The sequence below is a fragment of the Kitasatospora sp. NPDC056731 genome, from assembly GCF_040687675.1.
Lineage (GTDB): Bacteria > Actinomycetota > Actinomycetes > Streptomycetales > Streptomycetaceae > Kitasatospora.
Genome location: NZ_JBFBNR010000006.1, coordinates 190,575 through 209,763, shown reverse-complemented (window position 1 = coordinate 209,763; position 19,189 = coordinate 190,575). Strand labels below are relative to the sequence as shown.

The following is a 19,189-nucleotide window of genomic DNA, read 5'->3' as shown; positions in this document are numbered from 1 at the left end:
CTCGGACTCAGCCTGTCATTGCGGAAACGGGCTGTCTCCCGAGTTGAGGATCCCCTGAGCGAGTGGGCCGAACGGGTGAGGCGCGCCGTCCGGACGGCGCGTTACGGCGGGTGCCGGGCTGGAATTGGCAACTACTCAGCTGCGCCGTTCGTCCTGCACTATGAGGGGCAGTGAGGGACAGCGAGGGGCGCGGGGCCGCGCCGGGTGCCGGGAGGTGCGGATGGCCGTTCAACCGTGGGGAGCCTCGGACCCCGGCGAGCCGGATCGCCACCCGGCCGGGGGCTGGCAGCCCCAGCCTGTCCCGCAGTCCGTCCCGCAGCCCGGGTTCCACGCGGGGATGCGCGCCGGGTACGCGGACCGGGACCGGACGATCGACGTGCTGAAGGCCGCGTTCGCCGAGGGCCGGCTCTCCGCCGAGGAGTACGAGCAGCGCCACGAGCAGGCCTCCGTCGCGCAGACCTACGGCCAGCTGGCCGGGCTGGTGTCCGACCTGCCCTCCGGCCCGATGCCGGCGCCGATGGCCTTCGCCGCCCCGCCCGTCCCGGCGACCTTCCTCCCGCCGCCTCCGCCGCCGGTTCGCTCCACCAACGGGCTGGCGGTCACCTCACTGGTCTTCGGCCTGACCGGCCTCTCGCTGCCCGCGGTGGTCGTCGGGCACGTCGCGAAGGCCCAGCTGAGCCGCCACGACCGGGCCGGCGACTGGGTTTCCACCCTCGGCCTGCTCTTCGGCTACGCGGGCTGCGCGCTCTGGACGCTGCTGCTCCTGGTGGTGCTGCAGGTGCCGGTCTGAGCGAGTCGCCCCGGGCGCATCCCGCCCCGGTGGCGGCGGTCGGTGGGCTGTGGTAGAGCGGGTGGAGGGCGGTCCGACACCGGGTGGTCGCGTCCGGGACACTCCTGGGACATCCGGCCGAAGGTCGCGACCTGCGGCGTTGCATTTGTTTTGACCGCGCCCGATGCGCTAGGTACGCTCTGACCTTGTGCCTGGGGTGTCCCCGGGTCCTTGTGCGTGCATGCACACCGGTCGCCGCGCCTAGCCGGAGCGCCTTCCAGCGCCCCGCGCGTTGAGCGCCGTCGCTGTACATCAGCTCATGGGATTCCGTGTCGGAATAAGCCCAACACACCCGACCGCGTGGGTCGACCACGGGGCCGTGTGCGGGGGATCACCGCAGGTTAGTTTTACCAAGCCTTGGCACACAGAAAACGGAGAAACGGTGCCTACGATCCAGCAGCTGGTCCGAAAGGGCCGGCAGGACAAGGTCGAGAAGAACAAGACTCCCGCGCTGAAGGGTTCCCCGCAGCGTCGTGGGGTCTGCACGCGTGTGTACACGACCACCCCGAAGAAGCCGAACTCGGCTCTCCGCAAGGTCGCCCGTGTGCGCCTCACCAGCGGGATCGAGGTCACCGCTTACATCCCGGGCGAGGGCCACAATCTGCAGGAGCACTCCATCGTGCTGGTGCGCGGTGGTCGTGTGAAGGACCTTCCTGGTGTCCGCTACAAGATCATCCGCGGTTCGCTTGACACCCAGGGTGTCAAGAACCGCAAGCAGGCTCGCAGCCGCTACGGCGCCAAGAAGGAGAAGTAAGAATGCCTCGTAAGGGCCCCGCCCCGAAGCGCCCGGTCATCATCGACCCGGTTTACGGCTCCCCGGTCGTCACCCAGCTGGTCAACAAGATCCTGCTGCACGGCAAGCGCTCCACCGCCGAGCGGATCGTCTACGGCGCCCTTGAGGGCGTCCGTGAGAAGACCGGCTCGGACCCGGTCGTGACGCTGAAGCGCGCGCTGGAGAACGTCAAGCCGGCCCTCGAGGTCAAGTCCCGCCGTGTCGGTGGCGCGACCTACCAGGTTCCGGTCGAGGTCCGTCCGGGCCGCGCCAGCACCCTGGCGCTGCGCTGGATGGTCGGTTACTCCCGCGCCCGTCGCGAGAAGACCATGACCGAGCGTCTGATGAACGAGATCCTCGACGCCAGCAACGGCCTGGGCGCTTCCGTGAAGCGTCGCGAGGACACCCACAAGATGGCCGAGTCCAACAAGGCCTTCGCGCACTACCGCTGGTAGTCCCTACCCCGTCACTAGACAGAGAGAGAACGAGCCACCATGGCTGCAACCTCCCTTGACCTCGCCAGGGTCCGCAACATCGGGATCATGGCGCACATCGACGCGGGCAAGACCACCACCACCGAGCGGATCCTGTTCTACACCGGCGTCTCGTACAAGATCGGTGAGGTCCACGATGGCGCTGCCACCATGGACTGGATGGAGCAGGAGCAGGAGCGCGGCATCACGATCACGTCGGCCGCGACGACCTGTCACTGGACGGTCGACGACGTCGACAACACCATCAACATCATCGACACCCCGGGTCACGTCGACTTCACCGTAGAGGTGGAGCGTTCGCTGCGCGTCCTCGACGGTGCCGTGACGGTGTTCGACGGTGTCGCCGGTGTCGAGCCCCAGTCCGAGACCGTGTGGCGGCAGGCTGACCGCTACGGCGTCCCGCGCATCTGCTTCATCAACAAGCTGGACCGCACGGGCGCGAACTTCTTCTTCTGCGTCAAGACCATCGTGGACCGCCTCGGCGCGACCCCGCTGGTCATGCAGCTCCCGATCGGTGCCGAGGCGGACTTCAAGGGCGTTGTCGACCTTGTCCGCATGAAGGCGCTGGTCTGGTCCGCCGAGGCCGCCAAGGGCGAGATGTACGACATCGTCGACATCCCGGCCGAGCTGCAGGAGCAGGCGAACGAGTACCGCGAGATGCTCCTGGACGAGGTGTCGAACGTCAGCGATGACGTGATGATGCTCGCCATGGAGGGCGAGGACGTCCCCGAGGAGCTGCTGTACGAGGCGATCCGCAAGGGCACCCTGGAGTCGGCCTTCACGCCGATCTTCTGCGGTACCGCGTTCAAGAACAAGGGCGTTCAGCCCCTGCTCGACGCGGTCGTCAAGTACCTCCCGTCGCCGCTGGACATCGAGTCGGTTGAGGGCACCAAGCCCAACGACCCGGAGACCAAGATCACCCGCAAGGCCTCGGACGACGAGCCCCTGGCCGCGCTGGCGTTCAAGATCATGTCCGACCCGCACCTGGGCAAGCTCACCTTCGTCCGGATCTACTCCGGCCGCCTGGAGTCCGGCACCTCGGTGCTGAACGCCGTGAAGGGCAAGAAGGAGCGCATCGGCAAGATCTACCGCATGCACGCGAACAAGCGTGAGGAGATCGAGTCGGTGGGCGCCGGCGACATCGTCGCCGTCATGGGCCTGAAGCAGACCACCACCGGTGAGACGCTGTCCGACGAGAAGAACCCGGTCATCCTGGAGTCCATGGACTTCCCGGCCCCGGTCATCCGCGTCGCGATCGAGCCCAAGTCCAAGGGTGACCAGGAGAAGCTGGGTGTTGCCATCCAGCGTCTCGCCGAGGAGGACCCGTCCTTCCAGGTCAACACGGACGAGGAGACCGGCCAGACCATCATCGCGGGTATGGGCGAGCTGCACCTTGAGGTGCTGGTCGACCGTATGAAGCGTGAGTTCAAGGTCGAGGCCAACGTCGGCAAGCCGCAGGTCGCGTACCGCGAGACGATCCGTCAGGCCGTCGAGCGCATCGACTACACCCACAAGAAGCAGACCGGTGGTTCCGGTCAGTTCGCCAAGGTGCAGATCGCGATCGAGCCGCTCGAGCAGGCCGAGGGCTACGAGTTCGTCAACCAGGTCACCGGTGGCCGCGTGCCGCGGGAGTACATCCCGTCGGTCGACGCCGGTTGCCAGGAGGCCATGGAGTTCGGCATCCTCGCCGGCTACCCGCTGCAGGGTGTCCGCGTGAAGCTGCTCGACGGCCAGGCGCACGACGTCGACTCGTCCGAGCTCGCGTTCAAGATCGCCGGTTCGATGGCGTTCAAGGAAGGCGCGCGGAAGGCCAAGCCGGTCCTCCTCGAGCCGATGATGGCCGTCGAGGTCACCACGCCCGAGGACTACATGGGCGACGTGATCGGTGACATCAACTCTCGCCGTGGCCAGATCCGGTCCATGGACGAGCGTCACGGTGCTCGCGTCGTCACGGCGCTGGTGCCGCTCTCCGAGATGTTCGGCTACGTCGGTGATCTGCGCAGCAAGACCTCTGGTCGCGCGAGCTACTCGATGCAGTTCGACTCGTACGCCGAGGTTCCGAAGGCCGTGGCGGAGGAGATCATCGCCAAGGCCAAGGGCGAGTAAGGACCGGCTCCAGCCGGCTCCCTACGAGGCCGCGGCCGTCCCGATATTTCGGGACGATTGTGAACCCTTAGGCTATTAGGAGGCGTCCCGGGAGAATCCGACCGGATTCTCCCGGGGGGCCTCCGGCCCCCACCCCGCGGGACGGTGCGAGGTGCTTCCGGCACCTCGGGCCCAAACCCGATCAAAGACCAACTGACGTCAGCACGGCGTACAGAACTGTCCTCAGGAGGACTGCAGTGGCGAAGGCGAAGTTCGAGCGGACGAAGCCCCACGTCAACATCGGCACCATTGGTCACATTGACCACGGTAAGACGACCCTTACCGCGGCCATCACCAAGGTGCTGCACGACGCTCACCCGGATATCAACCCCTTCACGCCGTTCGACCAGATCGACAAGGCGCCGGAGGAGCGGCAGCGCGGTATCACCATCTCGATCGCGCACGTCGAGTACCAGACCGAGGCGCGTCACTACGCCCACGTCGACTGCCCGGGTCACGCGGACTACATCAAGAACATGATCACCGGTGCGGCCCAGATGGACGGTGCGATCCTCGTCGTCGCCGCCACCGACGGCCCGATGCCGCAGACCAAGGAGCACGTCCTCCTGGCCCGCCAGGTCGGCGTCCCCTACATCGTCGTCGCCCTGAACAAGGCCGACATGGTGGACGACGAGGAGATCCTGGAGCTCGTCGAGCTCGAGGTCCGCGAGCTCCTCTCGGAGTACGAGTTCCCGGGCGACGACCTGCCGGTCGTCCGCGTCTCCGCGCTGAAGGCGCTGGAGGGCGACAAGGAGTGGGGCGAGAAGCTCCTCGGCCTCATGGCCGCCGTGGACGAGGCCATCCCGACCCCGGCCCGCGCCGTGGACCAGCCGTTCCTGATGCCGATCGAGGACGTCTTCACGATCACCGGTCGTGGCACCGTCGTCACCGGTCGTATCGAGCGTGGCATCCTCAAGGTCAACGAGACTGTCGACATCATCGGCATCAAGGAGACCAAGACCACCACCACGGTCACCGGCATCGAGATGTTCCGCAAGCTGCTCGACGAGGGCCAGGCCGGCGAGAACGTCGGTCTGCTCCTCCGTGGCATCAAGCGCGAGGACGTCGAGCGCGGCCAGGTCATCATCAAGCCGGGTTCGGTCACGCCGCACACCGACTTCGAGGCCCAGTCCTACATCCTGTCGAAGGACGAGGGTGGCCGCCACACCCCGTTCTTCAACAACTACCGCCCGCAGTTCTACTTCCGTACCACGGACGTGACCGGCGTCGTGACCCTCCCCGAGGGCACCGAGATGGTCATGCCGGGCGACAACACCGCCATGACGGTCGCGCTGATCCAGCCGATCGCCATGGAGGAGGGCCTGAAGTTCGCCATCCGTGAGGGTGGCCGCACCGTGGGCGCCGGCCAGGTCACCAAGATCATCAAGTAATTGATGTTCTGACCTGTCTGTCCCGCACAGGCGAACCGAAGGGCTCCGCACACCCAGGTGTGCGGAGCCCTTCGGCCTTCATCAGGCCTTCACCCGCTCTCACGGGCTGCTCATGGCCGGCTGTTATTGTCGGGCGACCGTCCAGGCCGCCGTCGCGGAAAGTGGGATCCAACGCATGCCAACGGCACCACTGTTGTCGGTCGTGATGCCGATCTACAACGAGCAGGAGGCGCTCCCGCTGACCGTGGAGCGGCTGCGGCCGATCCTGGACGGGCTCGGGGTCGACTACGAGGTCGTGGGCGTCGACGACGGCAGTACGGACGCCACCCCCGTCGTCCTGCAGAAGGTCCGGCAGGACTGGCCGGAGTTCCGCATCGTCCGCTTCGCCCGCAACTCGGGACACCAGGCCGCGCTCACCGCCGGCATCCACCGGGCGCGCGGCGACTACGTGGTGAGCATCGACGCCGACCTCCAGGACCCGCCGGAGAAGATCCCGGAGATGCTCGACCTGGCCCGCGAGCAGGGCTTCGACGTGGTCTACGGCGTGCGCGGGGACCGCGCCACCGACACCGCCTTCAAGCGCCGGACGGCCGGCGCCTACTACTGGCTGATGCGCAAGCTGGTCGGCAAGCGGATGCCCAACCAGGCCGGCGACTTCCGCCTGCTCAGCCGCGCGGCCGTGGAGGCCCTCAAGCAGCTGCCCGAGCACCAGCCGGTCTACCGGCTGCTGGTGCCGTGGCTCGGCTTCCCCAGCGGCGAGGTGGTGTACGTCCGGGAGGAGCGGGTGGCCGGCGGCACCCACTACCCGCTGTCCAAGATGGTCCGGCTCGCACTGGACAGCGTGACCAACTTCTCCGCCGCCCCGCTGCGGCTGGCCACCTGGCTGGGCCTGGTGAGCTTCGTGGTCTGCCTGGCCCTCGCGGTCTACACCACTCTCTCGTACGCGCTCGGTGCGACCGTGCCCGGCTGGTCCTCGCTGTTCATCGGCATGCTCTTCATCGGCGCCGTGCAGCTGATCTGCGTCGGACTGCTGGGGGAGTACGTCGGCCGGATCTACTCGGCGGTGCAGGCCCGCCCGACCTACTTCGTCGGCTACGACTCGGCCGACGACGAACTGGCGCACGGCGACGCGGCGCACGGCGACGCGCGGGGCCCGGGCCGGTGACCGTCACCGAGGAACCGGCCGAGCCCGCCGAGCCGGCCCCGTCGACCCGCCGCCAGCTGCCGTCCTTCCTGGTCATCGGCGTGCTCAGCACCGTCTTCTACCTGGCGCTGTTCGTCGCCGCGCGGTGGTTCACCGACCCGCAGGCGGCGAACCTGATCGCGCTGGCCGTCAGCGCGGTGGCCAACACCGCGGCCAACCGCCGCTTCACCTTCGGGGTCACCGGCTCGCAGGGCATGGTCCGGCACCAGCTGCAGGGCGCGGTGGCCTTCCTGATCGGGCTCGGCCTCAGCGCGGGCGTGCTCGCCCTGCTGGACCAGGTGGCGCCGAACGCCTCCCGGCCGGTCGAGGTCGCCGGGCTGGTCGTCGCCAACGGGCTCGCCACGGTGGCCCGGTTCGTGCTGCTGAAGATCTGGGTCTTCCGGGGCTGAACCGGCGCTGAACGGCGCCCGTTACCGGCCGTTCGCGGACCGTCCACCCGGCCCCCTCAGCCCGTCGTGCCGACGGGCCCCTCGGTATGCTGTGGCTCGTAGCCTGCCCGCTGACGGTAGTGGAAGTCCGCACCCGGCCGGGGAGACGGGCGGCAGGGACTTGACCGAAGGGGCACGGCACCGTGTCGACCGTACATTCCTCGCCTGAGCGCGAGCTTCAACGACCGACCGCACCGCCGGGGCCGCCGCCCGCGCCGATCACCGGTGGACGGTCCAGGCGCAACCCGCTCGTCCTGGCCGGGGGGCTGGCCCTGTCCTGGCTGGTGCCGACCGGGCTGGTCGCGCTGGACCTGGGCGTCCTGCTGCTGCCGCTGCTGCTGTTCTCCATAGCCGCCGTGCTCCGGGTCGGTGGTGTGCTGCTCGACCGGCTGTTCGTCGCCGGGCTGGTGCTCGCCGGTTCGGTGCTGACGTTCGGCCTGCTCTTCTCGCTCTGGCCGTGGGGCCTCTCGCCCGTCGCCACCACCGGCCTGATGTTCAGCGTGGTGACGGTTGCCGCCTGGGCCGCCCGCCGCGGCCCGCGCCTGCCGTTGCGCTTCCGCTGGTCCGACCTGCTGGTCCTGGGCACCGGCTACGGCGTCTGGCACTACCTGTTCCACCCGATCGCGGGAACGTCGGCGGCCGAGCGGGTCGCCTACTTCGCCACGTCGGAGGACCGGCTCGCGCACTTCTCCTTCTTCTCCGGCATCCAGAACGTCGGCGGCTTCAACTTCCTCCACCAGGAGGCGGCCCGGTCCTACCTGATACCGCCGTCCGAGGTGACGTACCCGCAGGGCTCCCACTTCCTGCTGGCCTGGACGGACACCCTCGTCCACTCCGCCGCCGACTCCGGCGACATGCTCTACACCATGAACCGGTACTTCCTGTACCTGCTGGTGGGGTACGCGCTGTTCTGCGCCGCACTGGTCTGGGCGGCCCGGTGGATCGGCGGGCCGCGGCTGCGCGGCTGGCGCTGCGCGGCGGTGTGCGCGACCGTCGGCGCGATCATGTTCGCGAGCAACTACATGGACCTGATGGTCCACGGCTTCGACTCGACCTTCATCGGGCTGCTGCTGATAGCACTCGCGCTGGCCGTGATGATCCGGCCGGCGATGGGCACCACCGAGTTCGTGCTGGCCGCGTCGGCCGGGCTGATCACCGTCACCTACGCGTACAACATCTACGGCGCCTTCGTCGGCGTGGCACTGCTGGGCGCGCTGGTGGCGCACCGGCGCAAGTTCGCCGGGCGCTGGTGGTGGACCGCCGGCGCGCTGGCGTGCGCGCTGGGCGTGGCCGCGCTGCCGAGCGTCCTGTCCATACTGGGCAACCTCGACGTGGCCGGTGCCTCGAACATGAACGGCCCGAGCGTCGGGGCCGACCGCTCCATACTCATCGGCGGCGGGCTGCTCGGCCTGCTGGCCGCGGTCATGCCGCGCAACCGCCGGACCGCCGTCGGCCAGGCGCACCTCGCGGTCCTGCTCGGCACCGGCGGGCTGCTCAGCGCCTTCGCCGCCTACCAGCTGCACACCATCGGCAAGTACTCGTACTACTTCCACAAGATGACGGCCGTGGGGGTCGTGGTCAGCCTGATATCCCTCGGCGCCGTCGGGGTCATGCTGCAGAGCCCGTACCGGGGGACGGGCCGCACGCTGCCGAGCCGCCTCGGCGAGCTGGCGATATCCGGCCTCGCCGTCGCCGCCGCGCTCAGCCTCTTCGCCAACGTGCAGTGGGGCTTCCTGACCACCAAGGACAACCCGTCCGCCTGGTCCGGCAACCCGCTGGTGGCCTGGGGACGCGGCGAGTTCAAGGGGGACATGGGCCCCAAGGGCGCGCAGGCGCTCGACATATCGAGCAAGGGCCCGGTGATCGCGCTCTTCGCCAACGACGACTACAAGAACCTCAAGGCCACCTGGCTCGCCTCGCTGCTGAACCGGCGCGGGGGCGACATGACGGCGCTGTACGACATCCACTGGGTGTCCATCGGCGGCCCCCAGGTGAAGGAGGAGGACTACCAGAAGTCTCTGGGCCGCCTCAAGGGAGCCATCGACAAGCTCCCGGCCGCGCCCGTCCCGCCGACCGTCCTGACCGCCGACCGCTCCGTGGGCGACCGGATCAAGCGGGACCTGGCGGCGCAGGGTGTCACGGTGACGGTGCTGAGCGATCCTCAGAACCTGTGGACGGAGCCGTGGTCCCGTACCTTCCCGGGGGTCTGAGGGTGGGGCCCACCGTCATCGGACGTTCACGGCTACCCGCTACTATTCACAGCAATCGCACGGCCGGGCCGGCCTCGTGCGGAGATGTGTGGCAAGGTCGGCCGGTTAATTCGGTGATCATGTGATGAAGAACCCGATCGCCAAGCTGCTCGGGGTGCTACCCCCGGGGGCCCGGCTCGTGGTCGGTGGGACGGTCGTGCTCGGCGCCTCGGCGTACGTCTACATGGCGCTCGTGGGCTACAGCCTGGGCACGGCCGGCGCAGCCAGGGTGACGATGCTCTGGACGATCGTGATGTCCGTCGGGTGGGGCCTGTTCCAGCCCGTCGAACTGGAGCTGACGAGGCTGGTCGCCGCCCGCAAGGTGTCCGGGGCGGGGGCACTGCCCGCGGTACGGCGGATGCTGCTGCTCGCCCTGGCGATCCTGGTCGCGGCCTGCGCCGTGCTGGCGGCCGCCGCCGGCCCGATCGCCGACCAGCTGTTCGGCGGCGACCGGACCCTCGTGGTGGCCCTCGCCGGCGGCATGGCGGGCCTCGCGGTGAGCTCGGTCTCCCGCGGTGCGCTGGCCGGCCTCGGGCTGTTCGGCCCCTACGGCACCCAGCTGGCCGTCGACGGTGCCCTGCGCATCGGGCTGGCCGCGCTGACCGCCGTCCTCGGGCTGCACTCGGCGCTGGCCTTCGGCCTGATCCTGGTGGTCGCCCCGGTCGCCGCCTCGCTGATCGGCCTGCGGGGCATCCTCGCCGACCGCGCCCCCGGGCCGGAGGTGTCCTGGCGCCAGCTCACCAGCGGGCTCGGCCTGCTGATCGGCTCCGTGATGCTCAGCCAGCTGGTGGTGAACGCGACCGTCGTCTGCGTGCGCCTGCTCGCGCCGAAGCACTCCGAGGCGTCCGACGCCCTGGTCTTCGCCCTCGGCCAGGCCGTGGTGATGGCCCGCGTGCCGCTCTTCGCCTACAGCGCCCTCCAGGCCTCCATGGTCTCCGCGCTCTCGGGTGCCACCGCGGCCGGCGACCACGCCGAGTTCCGCAAGGTGCTGACCCGCACCACGGCGATCGTCGCCGCCATGTGCATCGGCGGTGGGCTGCCGGTCATCGCGCTCGGCGCCTGGCTCAACCCGCTGCTCTTCAACGCCAAGGACCTGCTCAACCCGCTGGACTTCACCTGGCTCGTCCTCGGCACGCTCTGCTACGTCCTCGCGACGGTCTTCGGCCAGGCGCTGATGTCGAGCGCCCAGCACCGCCGACAGCTGGTGGGCTGGACAGCCGGTTCCGTAGCATTGGTTGCGGTCGCCCTCTCCCCGGGCGACGTCGGTCTCCGTGCCGAGCTCGCGTACCTGGCCGGCGCGCTGATCAGCGCCGTCCTGATGCTGTGGGCGCTGTACCGCGCGTTCCCCTCCCGCCCCGCCGCCTCCGGGCACTCCGGGCTGGACAGCAGGAGCGCGGCCGAGCCGCTGCGGACCTCGTGACGGTGGGGGACCGGACTGTGATTGGCCGACGACGCCCGTGATCACCACCGACAGACAGACCGAGGCACGCGACGCCGTGCCGTTCGCCAAGCATGGAGCCCCTGTGTCCGACTATGACAACGTCTGGCTGGTGATCCCGGCCTACAACGAAGGCCAGGTGATCGCCGAGGTCGTGGAGGGGGCACGCAAGACCTTCCCCAACATCGTGGTGATCGACGACGGCTGCACCGACGACACGGCGAAGCACGTCATGACGACCGGCGCCCACCTGGTGCGGCACCCGGTCAACCTGGGCCAGGGCGCAGCGCTGCAGACCGGCCTGAAGTACGCGCTGGAGCAGGAGGGCGCCGAGTACTTCGCCACCTTCGACGCGGACGGCCAGCACCAGACCGCCGACGTGGAGAAGATGGTGGCGCTGCTGCGCCAGGACGAGGCCGACATCGTGCTCGGCTCCCGCTTCATCGAGCAGACCGGCCAGGTGCCGTGGATCAAGCGGGTCGTGCTCCGCACCGCCGCCGCGGTCAGCCCGACCGCCCGCAAGCTCAAGCTCACCGACGCGCACAACGGTCTGCGCGTGATGAACCGGGAGGCGGCCAGCCGCATCCGGATCACCATGAACGGCATGGCCCACGCTTCGGAGATCGTCTCCTTCCTCGCCGGCTCGGACCTCCGGGTGGCAGAGGTGCCGGTGGACATCCTCTACACCGACTACTCGCGCGCCAAGGGCCAGTCCCTGATCAACGGCGTGAACATCCTCTTCGACATCTCGCTGCGGGAGCGTAACCGCCGATGAATCACCTCTGGATCCAGCTGATCCTCGTCCTGGCCGCCGTGGGCATGGCCCTTCTGTTCGTCCGGCGCTGGGACGCCGCGAACACCCGGGCGTGGAAGCGCATCGCCTTCTCGCTCTTCGTCGTCGCCAACGTCATCGCGATCCTGTGGCCGGCCGGCGTGACCAAGCTGGCCACCGCGCTGGGCGTCGGCCGTGGCACGGACCTGGTGCTCTACCTGATGGTCATCGCCATGGGCTTCCTGACGCTCAACACCTACCTGCGCTTCCGGTCGCTGGAGAAGAAGCTCACCGACCTGGCCCGTACGGTCGCCATCACCGAGGGCGTCCGTCACAACAACGACCGCCTCGACGCTCCGGTCGGCTCCGACCACTGATCGCGCTCCACGCGACAGGGCACGAGGCCTGAGGGCCGGCACCCCCGACGGGGTGCCGGCCCTCAGCCGTGCGTGCGGGTGAGCGCGCCGCCGGAGAGGTCGGCGAACGATCCCGTCGACCGTCGGCCACCGAGCCGAACGGTGACGCCCGTTCATCCGTTGTGGAAGAAGGGGGCGCCAATAGGTGCCGCCTTTTTGGGCTCCGGAAAATCCGGACATTACCGAGTTCATTCATCCCCCGGCCGCCCGGTGGACGTATTTCCTTGTGCCAGAATTTCCGATTGGCGGCCTCTGCGCACCCGGTTTCCGCCCCCCGGCACCGGTGTGGGCCGACCGGCTGACGCACGGGCCCGGCAAAGCTGGTTGACTTGGGGCGCCCGCTGGCCGCGGCCGGGCGGCACCGAAGCGTGATCCAGGACCAGGAGGTGCGGCGCCGTCATGAGCGTCGATTTCGTCATCCCGTACTACGGCGATCCGGAGTACCTGTTCGCCACCATCGACAGCATCCGGGCCCAGCACCAGCAGGACTGGCGGCTGACCATCGTGGACGACCAGTACCCGGGCTTCCGGGCGCCCCAGTACATCGAGAGCCTGAACGACGAGCGGATCCGGTACATCCGCAACGCGGAGCGGCTGGGGCCCAACGGCAACACCTACAAGGCCTCCACCCTGGCCGAGCGCGAGTTCGTCTCGATGATGGGCGCCGACGACCTGCTGGAGCCCGACTACCTGGACGTCGTCCTGGAGCGCCTGCGGGCCGACCCGAACGCGATCGCCGTCCAGCCGGGCGTGCGGGTGATGGACAGCGACGGGACCCTGGTGCCCTCGCTCGGCATCGGCGACAAGGTCAAGCGCCGGATCAGCGCACCGGCCCGCAAGGCCGGGGTGATCAGCGGCGAGGCCGCGGTGAAGAGCCTGCTGTCCGGCAACTGGCTGTACACGCCGTCGCTCACCTACCGCCAGTCCGCGCTGTCGAAGATCCCGTACCGCCCGGACATCGACGCCATCCACGACCTGGCGTTCATGGTCGACATGCTGATGGAGGGCGGCAACCTGCTGGTCGACGAGCGCGAGGTGTTCCGCTACCGGCGCCACCAGGCCAGCGACTCCTCGAACCGGGTCAAGGACGGCAAGCGCTTCGACGAGGAGCTGCGGTACTACTCGCTGATCTCCAAGGAACTGCGCGCCAAGGGCTGGACCAACGCTGCGCGCTCGGCCGACCTTCACCTCTCGTCCCGCCTGCACGCCCTGATGGTCGCCGCCGGCCGGCTCGGCGCGGGTGACTTCTCCCACGCCGGCGCCATGGTCGGCCGCGCGGTCCGCAGCAGCTGACCCGAGCGGGTCCGAGGGCGGTGCCGGCAGCCGGCCGGACGCCCCCGGGTCACGGCGCCCCCGAGGCGCCCGGCCGAATTCGACGGGGTGGGAGTAAGCGCTTCGGTCGGCCGCTGGGCTCTGGGTGGGTGAGGGGGTGCTCATGGGGAGCACCGACGACCGACCGGGCGGACCTTGCTGAACCACCACGCCCCAGCCCCGATACGGCCGGAACGGGGTTCTTGCCCGAGGCCTCGGCTTCTGGTAAGCGCCCTATGATGGCCGCTGATCGCCGGTCCACTGCGCCATTCTTCGCCACTCATCGGACGTGGCCACTGCACGGAAGTGACTGACATGACTGATCTGGCCACCAGCCCGGTCGGCGGCTCCCGCAAGGAGTCGCTCGAACCGGAGGGCGCGATCGCGCCCCGCCCCGGACGGCTCGACGGCCTGCTGGAGCGCCCCTGGGCGGTCCGCTCGGCCGAGGCCCTGGTCTCGATCGTGGCGGCGTTCGGCTTCGCGCTGCTCTGCACCCGCATCGACGTCAACCCGCTGAACCGGGTGGGCCAGGTCAGCGGTCTGGCCATGCTCCAGAAGTACGCCGCCATCGTGGGCCTGCCCATCCTGGCGGTGCTGCTGTACGCCGCCTACCGGGGCAGCCTGGCCCGGTACCAGCTGGCCCAGCGGCTGGTCTGCGCGGCCGTCGCGGGACTGGCCACCGGCGCGGTCGCGGGCGGGATCGCGGTGGCGCTGAACGGCACCCAGTGGGGCCTCGGCGGTCAGGAGGGCGACCCGGGCAACCTCATGGGCATGGCCAACGACATGCTGCGCGGCAAGGGCCTGCCCGGCGTCTACCCGCCCGGCTTCCCGGCGCTGCTGGCGGTCTGGTCGAAGCTGTTCTACGGCGGCGTCGGCGGCGTCGGCTACGCCATGAAGGACGTCCAGCTGATCTGCAGCGCACTGGTCGGCCCGATGGCGTACCTCTCCTGGCGGCTGATGCTGCGGCCGGTCTGGGCGCTGCTGATCGCCGTCCCGTCGGCGATCCTCTTCCTCGACCCGATCCGGCCGTACAGCCACGTCACGATGCTGGTCATGGTGCCGATGCTGGCCGCCGCCCTGCGGGAGCTCCGCCGGTCGCACGAGCTGTCGACCCGGTCCACGGTGCTGCGCGGCCTCGGCTTCGGCGTCTCGTTCGGCCTGATGTTCCTCTGGTACTCGGGCTGGTTCGTCTGGGCCGCGCCCGGCGTCCTCGTCCTGACGCTGTTCGTCATCCCGTGGCGCCAGGGCGCCGCCCGGATCAAGCGGGTGCTGCTGTTCCTCGGCGTGACGCTGGTGAGCGCCGGCGTGGTCGGCTCGCCGCTGCTGTACGAGCTGGTGCGGCTGGGTGCCCAGGCCAAGGACCGGTACGCGTACCTCTCGGTGTACATCGACCCGGCGTACATCATGGGCTGGGCCTCGGACCGCAACGGCGACCTGAACTACCACGACTTCCCGTGGCACGGTGAGCTCGCCGGGCAGAGCGCCTACACCCTGCTGCTGCTCGCCGGGGTCGCGCTGGCGCTGGGCCTCGGGCTGCGCAGCATCACCGTCCGGACCGTGACGGCCACCCTGATCAGCGCCTGGCTGCTGCGCTTCTGGTTCGCCTCCCAGATGGCCCAGACCAAGTCCATCCAGCTGTACCCGCGGACGACCTGGATCATCCTGTACGCGTTGATGATCCTCGCGGTGCTCGGCCTGATGTTCCTCGTCCAGCGGGGCGCCGGCTGGCTGCGCACGGTGCAGCGGGTCGGCACCGACGGGCGGCCGGCGCCGCTCACCCTGCGGCCCGCGGTCACCGGCCGGCTGGTCGCCGGCGCGGTCTGCGCGGTGGCGCTGTTCGCCACCATGGCCGCCTCCTGGTCGGCGGACCGCTACATGCCGACCACCAAGCCCGAGTACGTGCCGGTCGCCGGGGCCAAGGGCATCGACATGGGCGCGGACGCCTGGCGCGCCCACATCCTGGTGAACCGCAACGGCAAGTGCCCGAAGTACGACCCGGCCGGGCCGACCGACTGCGCGCCGGTGAACAAGGAGCTCAAGGAGTACAACAACGAGCCCGACAAGGGTCAGCTGTGGTGCGCCAACGTGACCGGCGACGAGTGGGCGCTGACCTGCGGGAGCAAGCGACCCTGGTGACGCGGGTCCGCGGTGGTGCGTGCCGCGGCTGAGGACGGTCACCCGATCGGGGCCGGTGAGGGCGACCTCACCGGCCCCGATTGGCATCCGGGCTGCTCCATGTGGCAGTATGTCCAAGTTGCTCGGTTGAGTTGCCGATGCTGTGCGCCTCCCGCCGGGAGGACTGGAAGCGAGTCCCAGGTACTCGTCGTTCCCGTGATGGCCGTTAAGCGTGAAGTCGACGCCACGGCAGCTGCGGGGCGAAAGTACGGGAATCTTCCGGGAAGTGCATGCGGGGCCTCGGCCCGGCCCCCCCACCCCGAAAGTTTGAAACCGACGAGCTTTTCGCCGGTTTTTTGCAAGCGCGAGCGCGACACGCCCGAGCGCGGGGGTCGGAGGGTGGTCGTGCAGTGACTAAGGACAAAGGACTACTGAGTAGCCATGGCGGGACAGAAGATCCGCATCCGGCTCAAGGCCTACGACCACGAGGTCATCGATTCCTCGGCGAAGAAGATCGTCGAGACGGTGATCCGAACTGGTGCGCAGGTCGCAGGCCCGGTGCCGCTGCCCACTGAGAAGAACGTGTACTGCGTCATCCGCTCGCCGCACAAGTACAAGGACTCGCGCGAGCACTTCGAGATGCGTACTCACAAGCGTCTGATCGACATCCTCGACCCCACGCCGAAGACGGTTGACTCGCTCATGCGTCTCGACCTGCCGGCTGGCGTCGACATCGAGATCAAGCTCTGAGAGGCGCACCGAAGATGGCTAAGCAGATTAAGGGCATCCTGGGCGAGAAGCTCGGCATGACCCAGGTCTGGGACGAGAACAACCGGATCGTTCCGGTGACCGTCGTCAAGGCTGGGCCCAATGTCGTGACCCAGGTCCACACCGCTGACAGTCCGGCCGGCTACGACGCCGTCCAGATCGGCTTCGGCGAGATCGACCCCCGCAAGGTGAACAAGCCCCTCGCGGGCCACTTCGCCAAGGCCGGTGTCACCCCGCGCCGCCACCTGGTCGAGCTCCGTACCTCGGACGCGTCCGAGTACACCCTCGGCCAGGAGATCACCGCGGAGCTGTTCGAGGCGGGTGTCAAGGTCGACGTGACCGGCACCTCCAAGGGCAAGGGCTTCGCCGGTGTCATGAAGCGCCACAACTTCCGGGGCCTCGGCGCCGGTCACGGTGTGCAGCGCAAGCACCGCTCGCCCGGCTCGATCGGTGGCTGCGCCACCCCGGGTCGCGTGTTCAAGGGCATGAGGATGGCCGGCCGGATGGGCCACGAGCGCGTGACCACCCAGAACCTGACCGTCCATGCCGTTGACGCGGAGAAGGGGCTGCTCCTGATCAAGGGCGCAATCCCGGGTCCGAACGGCGGCCTCGTCCTCGTCCGCACCGCGGCGAAGGGGCTGTGAGGATATGAGCACCATTGACATCCTGTCGCCCTCGGGCGACAAGACCGGCAGCCTCGAGCTGCCGGCCGAGATCTTCGACGCGAAGGTCAGCGTTCCGCTGATGCACCAGGTCGTCGTGGCGCAGCTCGCTGCGGCCCGTCAGGGCACCCACAAGACCAAGACTCGTGCCGAGGTCCGCGGTGGCGGCCGTAAGCCGTACCGCCAGAAGGGCACCGGCCGCGCCCGTCAGGGCTCGACCCGCGCCCCGCAGTTCGCCGGCGGTGGCGTCGTGCACGGTCCCGTGCCGCGCGACTACTCGCAGCGGACCCCGAAGAAGATGATCGCCGCCGCCCTGCGCGGTGCGCTCACCGACCGGGCCCGCCACAACCGCATCCACGTCGTCACCGACGTGATCGCGGCCGAGGCGCCGTCGACCAAGGCCGCCAAGGGTCTGTTCGGCAAGATCACCGAGCGCAAGAACATCCTCCTCGTCGTCGAGCGTGCCGACGAGCTGGGTCTGAAGAGCGCCCGCAACCTGCCGCACGTGCACATCCTGGACGCCGGTCAGCTGAACACCTACGACGTGCTCGTCTCCGACGATGTGGTCTTCACCCAGGCCGCCTTCGAGCGTTTCGTGGCGGGTCCCGCCGCGTCCGCCAAGGCCGTGGCTGCTGAGGGCGAGCTCGAAGGGAGCGCCGCCTGATGGCTGCAGAGATCACGAGCAAGACGTTCACGGACCCCCGTGACGTCCTGGTGAAGCCGGTCATCTCGGAGAAGAGCTACTCGCTCCTCGACGAGAACAAGTACACGTTCGTCGTGTCGCCCGGTGCCAACAAGACCCAGATCAAGCAGGCCGTCGAGGCGGTCTTCTCGGTCAAGGTCGAGTCCGTCAACACGCTCAACCGTCAGGGCAAGCGCAAGCGCTCCAAGACGGGCTTTGGCAAGCGCAAGGACACCAAGCGCGCCATCGTGACGCTGGCTGAGGGCAACCGCATCGACATCTTCGGTGGTCCGGTCTCCTAACGGAGATCGTGATCGTCGATAAGGACGAGGACGAGAGAGCCAAATGGGCATCCGCAAGTACAAGCCGACTACGCCGGGCCGTCGTGGCTCCAGCGTGGCCGACTTCGTAGAGATCACGCGGTCCACGCCGGAGAAGTCGCTGGTTCGCCCCCTGCACAGCAAGGGCGGCCGTAACAACGCCGGTCGGATCACCGTTCGCCACCAGGGTGGCGGGCACAAGCGCGCCTACCGCGTGATCGACTTCCGTCGTCACGACAAGGACGGCGTGCCGGCCAAGGTCGCGCACATCGAGTACGACCCGAACCGCACCGCGCGCATCGCGCTCCTGCACTACGCGGACGGCGAGAAGCGCTACATCATCGCGCCGCGCGGCATCGCGCAGGGTGACCGGATCGAGAACGGCGCTGGCGCCGACATCAAGCCGGGCAACAACCTGCCGCTGCGCAACATCCCGGTCGGTACCACCATCCACGCGGTGGAGCTGCGTCCCGGTGGCGGTGCCAAGATGGCCCGCTCCGCCGGTGCCGGCATCCAGCTGCTGGCGCGTGAGGGCAAGATGGCGCACCTGCGCATGCCCTCCGGTGAGATCCGCCTGGTGGACGCGCGCTGCCGCGCCACCGTCGGCGAGGTCGGCAACGCCGAGCAGTCGAACATCAACTGGGGCAAGGCCGGCCGTATGCGCTGGAAGGGCGTTCGCCCGACCGTGCGTGGTGTCGCCATGAACCCGATCGACCACCCGCACGGTGGTGGTGAGGGTAAGACCTCTGGTGGCCGCCACCCGGTCTCGCCGTGGGGCCAGAAGGAGGGTCGCACTCGTAGCCCGAAGAAGGCTTCGAACGCCCTCATCGTGCGCCGCCGCAAGACCAACAAGAAGCGCTAGGAGCAGGTCAGATGCCGCGCAGTCTCAAGAAGGGCCCCTTCATCGACGGCCACCTTCTCAAGAAGGTGGACGCGCAGAACGAGGCGGGTACCCAGAACGTCATCAAGACCTGGTCCCGTCGCTCCGTGATCTTCCCGGCCATGCTCGGCCACACGATCGCGGTGCACGATGGCCGTAAGCACGTCCCGGTGTTCGTCACCGAGTCGATGGTCGGCCACAAGCTCGGCGAGTTCGCGCCGACGCGTACCTTCCGCGGTCACGTCAAGGACGACCGCAAGTCGAAGCGTCGCTAGTCGCCAGCGAGATTACCGACTCAATGACTTACACCAGC

At 68.9% G+C, this 19,189-nt stretch carries 19 protein-coding genes; all 19 read left to right on the top strand.

The features are described 5' to 3' along the window. The first annotated feature begins 220 nt into the window (after positions 1-220). The 19 genes from AB0R04_RS08830 (at position 221) to rpsS (ending at position 19,151) form a co-directional block, all read left to right on the top strand. Positions 221-790 (top strand): DUF1707 and DUF4190 domain-containing protein, encoded by a 570-nt coding sequence (locus AB0R04_RS08830; protein ID WP_363369331.1) that lies wholly within the window; start codon positions 221-223, stop codon positions 788-790. A gap of 421 nt (positions 791-1,211) precedes the next feature. After that, positions 1,212-1,583 carry a 30S ribosomal protein S12 gene (rpsL, locus tag AB0R04_RS08825; protein ID WP_014144289.1) on the top strand — a complete coding sequence of 124 codons (372 nt, stop codon included), beginning with the start codon at positions 1,212-1,214 and terminating at the stop codon, positions 1,581-1,583. A 2-nt stretch (positions 1,584-1,585) separates the two neighbouring features. After that, on the top strand, positions 1,586-2,056 hold the full coding sequence (rpsG, locus tag AB0R04_RS08820) for a 30S ribosomal protein S7 (protein WP_030055803.1): 471 nt from the start codon (positions 1,586-1,588) through the stop codon (positions 2,054-2,056). A 39-nt stretch (positions 2,057-2,095) separates the two neighbouring features. Further along, entirely contained in the window at positions 2,096-4,201 is a 2,106-nt protein-coding gene (fusA, locus tag AB0R04_RS08815) for an elongation factor G (RefSeq protein ID WP_363369328.1), read from the top strand. Positions 4,202-4,437: 236 nt separating this feature from the next. Next, positions 4,438-5,631 carry an elongation factor Tu gene (tuf, locus tag AB0R04_RS08810; protein WP_188301648.1) on the top strand — a complete coding sequence of 398 codons (1,194 nt, stop codon included), beginning with the start codon at positions 4,438-4,440 and terminating at the stop codon, positions 5,629-5,631. Between the two features lie 175 nt (positions 5,632-5,806). Then, a complete protein-coding gene (locus AB0R04_RS08805) occupies positions 5,807-6,796 on the top strand; it encodes a glycosyltransferase family 2 protein (RefSeq protein WP_363369326.1) in 990 nt (329 codons plus the stop codon). Beyond that, positions 6,793-7,224: a GtrA family protein gene (locus AB0R04_RS08800; protein WP_363369324.1), complete on the top strand. Its 432-nt coding sequence runs from the start codon at positions 6,793-6,795 to the stop codon at positions 7,222-7,224. Before AB0R04_RS08805 ends, AB0R04_RS08800 begins: the two co-directional genes overlap by 4 nt. Before the next feature lie 182 nt (positions 7,225-7,406). Next, complete coding sequence (locus AB0R04_RS08795; protein ID WP_363369322.1) at positions 7,407-9,473, top strand: hypothetical protein; 2,067 nt, start codon at positions 7,407-7,409, stop codon at positions 9,471-9,473. 124 nt (positions 9,474-9,597) lie between these two features. Beyond that, entirely contained in the window at positions 9,598-10,932 is a 1,335-nt protein-coding gene (locus tag AB0R04_RS08790) for a hypothetical protein (protein WP_363369320.1), read from the top strand. Between the two features lie 103 nt (positions 10,933-11,035). Beyond that, a complete protein-coding gene (locus tag AB0R04_RS08785) occupies positions 11,036-11,725 on the top strand; it encodes a glycosyltransferase family 2 protein (RefSeq protein ID WP_063348961.1) in 690 nt (229 codons plus the stop codon). Next, positions 11,722-12,099, top strand: coding sequence for a DUF2304 domain-containing protein (locus AB0R04_RS08780; RefSeq protein ID WP_063348962.1), 378 nt, complete (start codon positions 11,722-11,724; stop codon positions 12,097-12,099). The genes AB0R04_RS08785 and AB0R04_RS08780 overlap by 4 nt, the downstream gene beginning before the upstream one ends. A gap of 438 nt (positions 12,100-12,537) precedes the next feature. Continuing rightward, positions 12,538-13,431: a glycosyltransferase gene (locus AB0R04_RS08775; protein WP_063348963.1), complete on the top strand. Its 894-nt coding sequence runs from the start codon at positions 12,538-12,540 to the stop codon at positions 13,429-13,431. A gap of 333 nt (positions 13,432-13,764) precedes the next feature. After that, positions 13,765-15,585, top strand: a complete 1,821-nt coding sequence (locus AB0R04_RS08770; protein WP_363369317.1) for a hypothetical protein — start codon at positions 13,765-13,767, stop codon at positions 15,583-15,585. A gap of 420 nt (positions 15,586-16,005) precedes the next feature. Beyond that, the gene (rpsJ, locus tag AB0R04_RS08765) at positions 16,006-16,314 is read left to right on the top strand and encodes a 30S ribosomal protein S10 (RefSeq protein ID WP_012785157.1); all 309 of its coding nucleotides are present in this window, start codon (positions 16,006-16,008) and stop codon (positions 16,312-16,314) included. 14 nt (positions 16,315-16,328) lie between these two features. Next, a complete protein-coding gene (gene rplC / locus AB0R04_RS08760; RefSeq protein WP_063348965.1) occupies positions 16,329-16,976 on the top strand; it encodes a 50S ribosomal protein L3 in 648 nt (215 codons plus the stop codon). A 4-nt stretch (positions 16,977-16,980) separates the two neighbouring features. Continuing rightward, a complete protein-coding gene (gene rplD, locus AB0R04_RS08755; RefSeq protein ID WP_063348966.1) occupies positions 16,981-17,658 on the top strand; it encodes a 50S ribosomal protein L4 in 678 nt (225 codons plus the stop codon). Then, positions 17,655-17,978: a 50S ribosomal protein L23 gene (gene rplW / locus AB0R04_RS08750; protein WP_104816576.1), complete on the top strand. Its 324-nt coding sequence runs from the start codon at positions 17,655-17,657 to the stop codon at positions 17,976-17,978. Before rplD ends, rplW begins: the two co-directional genes overlap by 4 nt. Positions 17,979-18,021: 43 nt before the next feature. Then, positions 18,022-18,858: a 50S ribosomal protein L2 gene (gene rplB, locus AB0R04_RS08745; RefSeq protein WP_063348968.1), complete on the top strand. Its 837-nt coding sequence runs from the start codon at positions 18,022-18,024 to the stop codon at positions 18,856-18,858. Positions 18,859-18,869: 11 nt separating this feature from the next. After that, a complete protein-coding gene (gene rpsS / locus AB0R04_RS08740; RefSeq protein WP_030055821.1) occupies positions 18,870-19,151 on the top strand; it encodes a 30S ribosomal protein S19 in 282 nt (93 codons plus the stop codon). Positions 19,152-19,189: the final 38 nt, after the last annotated feature.

Bases quoted from the DNA above. Each gene is read 5' to 3' on its own strand.
- AB0R04_RS08830 (WP_363369331.1), top strand. From the start codon at position 221: ATGGCCGTTCAACCGTGGGGAGCCTCGGACCCCGGCGAGCCGGATCGC.
- rpsG (WP_030055803.1), top strand. From the start codon at position 1,586: ATGCCTCGTAAGGGCCCCGCCCCGAAGCGCCCGGTCATCATCGACCCG.
- fusA (WP_363369328.1), top strand. From the start codon at position 2,096: ATGGCTGCAACCTCCCTTGACCTCGCCAGGGTCCGCAACATCGGGATC.
- AB0R04_RS08805 (WP_363369326.1), top strand. From the start codon at position 5,807: ATGCCAACGGCACCACTGTTGTCGGTCGTGATGCCGATCTACAACGAG.
- AB0R04_RS08790 (WP_363369320.1), top strand. From the start codon at position 9,598: ATGAAGAACCCGATCGCCAAGCTGCTCGGGGTGCTACCCCCGGGGGCC.
- AB0R04_RS08780 (WP_063348962.1), top strand. From the start codon at position 11,722: ATGAATCACCTCTGGATCCAGCTGATCCTCGTCCTGGCCGCCGTGGGC.
- AB0R04_RS08775 (WP_063348963.1), top strand. From the start codon at position 12,538: ATGAGCGTCGATTTCGTCATCCCGTACTACGGCGATCCGGAGTACCTG.
- AB0R04_RS08770 (WP_363369317.1), top strand. From the start codon at position 13,765: ATGACTGATCTGGCCACCAGCCCGGTCGGCGGCTCCCGCAAGGAGTCG.
- rpsJ (WP_012785157.1), top strand. From the start codon at position 16,006: ATGGCGGGACAGAAGATCCGCATCCGGCTCAAGGCCTACGACCACGAG.
- rplC (WP_063348965.1), top strand. From the start codon at position 16,329: ATGGCTAAGCAGATTAAGGGCATCCTGGGCGAGAAGCTCGGCATGACC.
- rplD (WP_063348966.1), top strand. From the start codon at position 16,981: ATGAGCACCATTGACATCCTGTCGCCCTCGGGCGACAAGACCGGCAGC.
- rplB (WP_063348968.1), top strand. From the start codon at position 18,022: ATGGGCATCCGCAAGTACAAGCCGACTACGCCGGGCCGTCGTGGCTCC.
- rpsS (WP_030055821.1), top strand. From the start codon at position 18,870: ATGCCGCGCAGTCTCAAGAAGGGCCCCTTCATCGACGGCCACCTTCTC.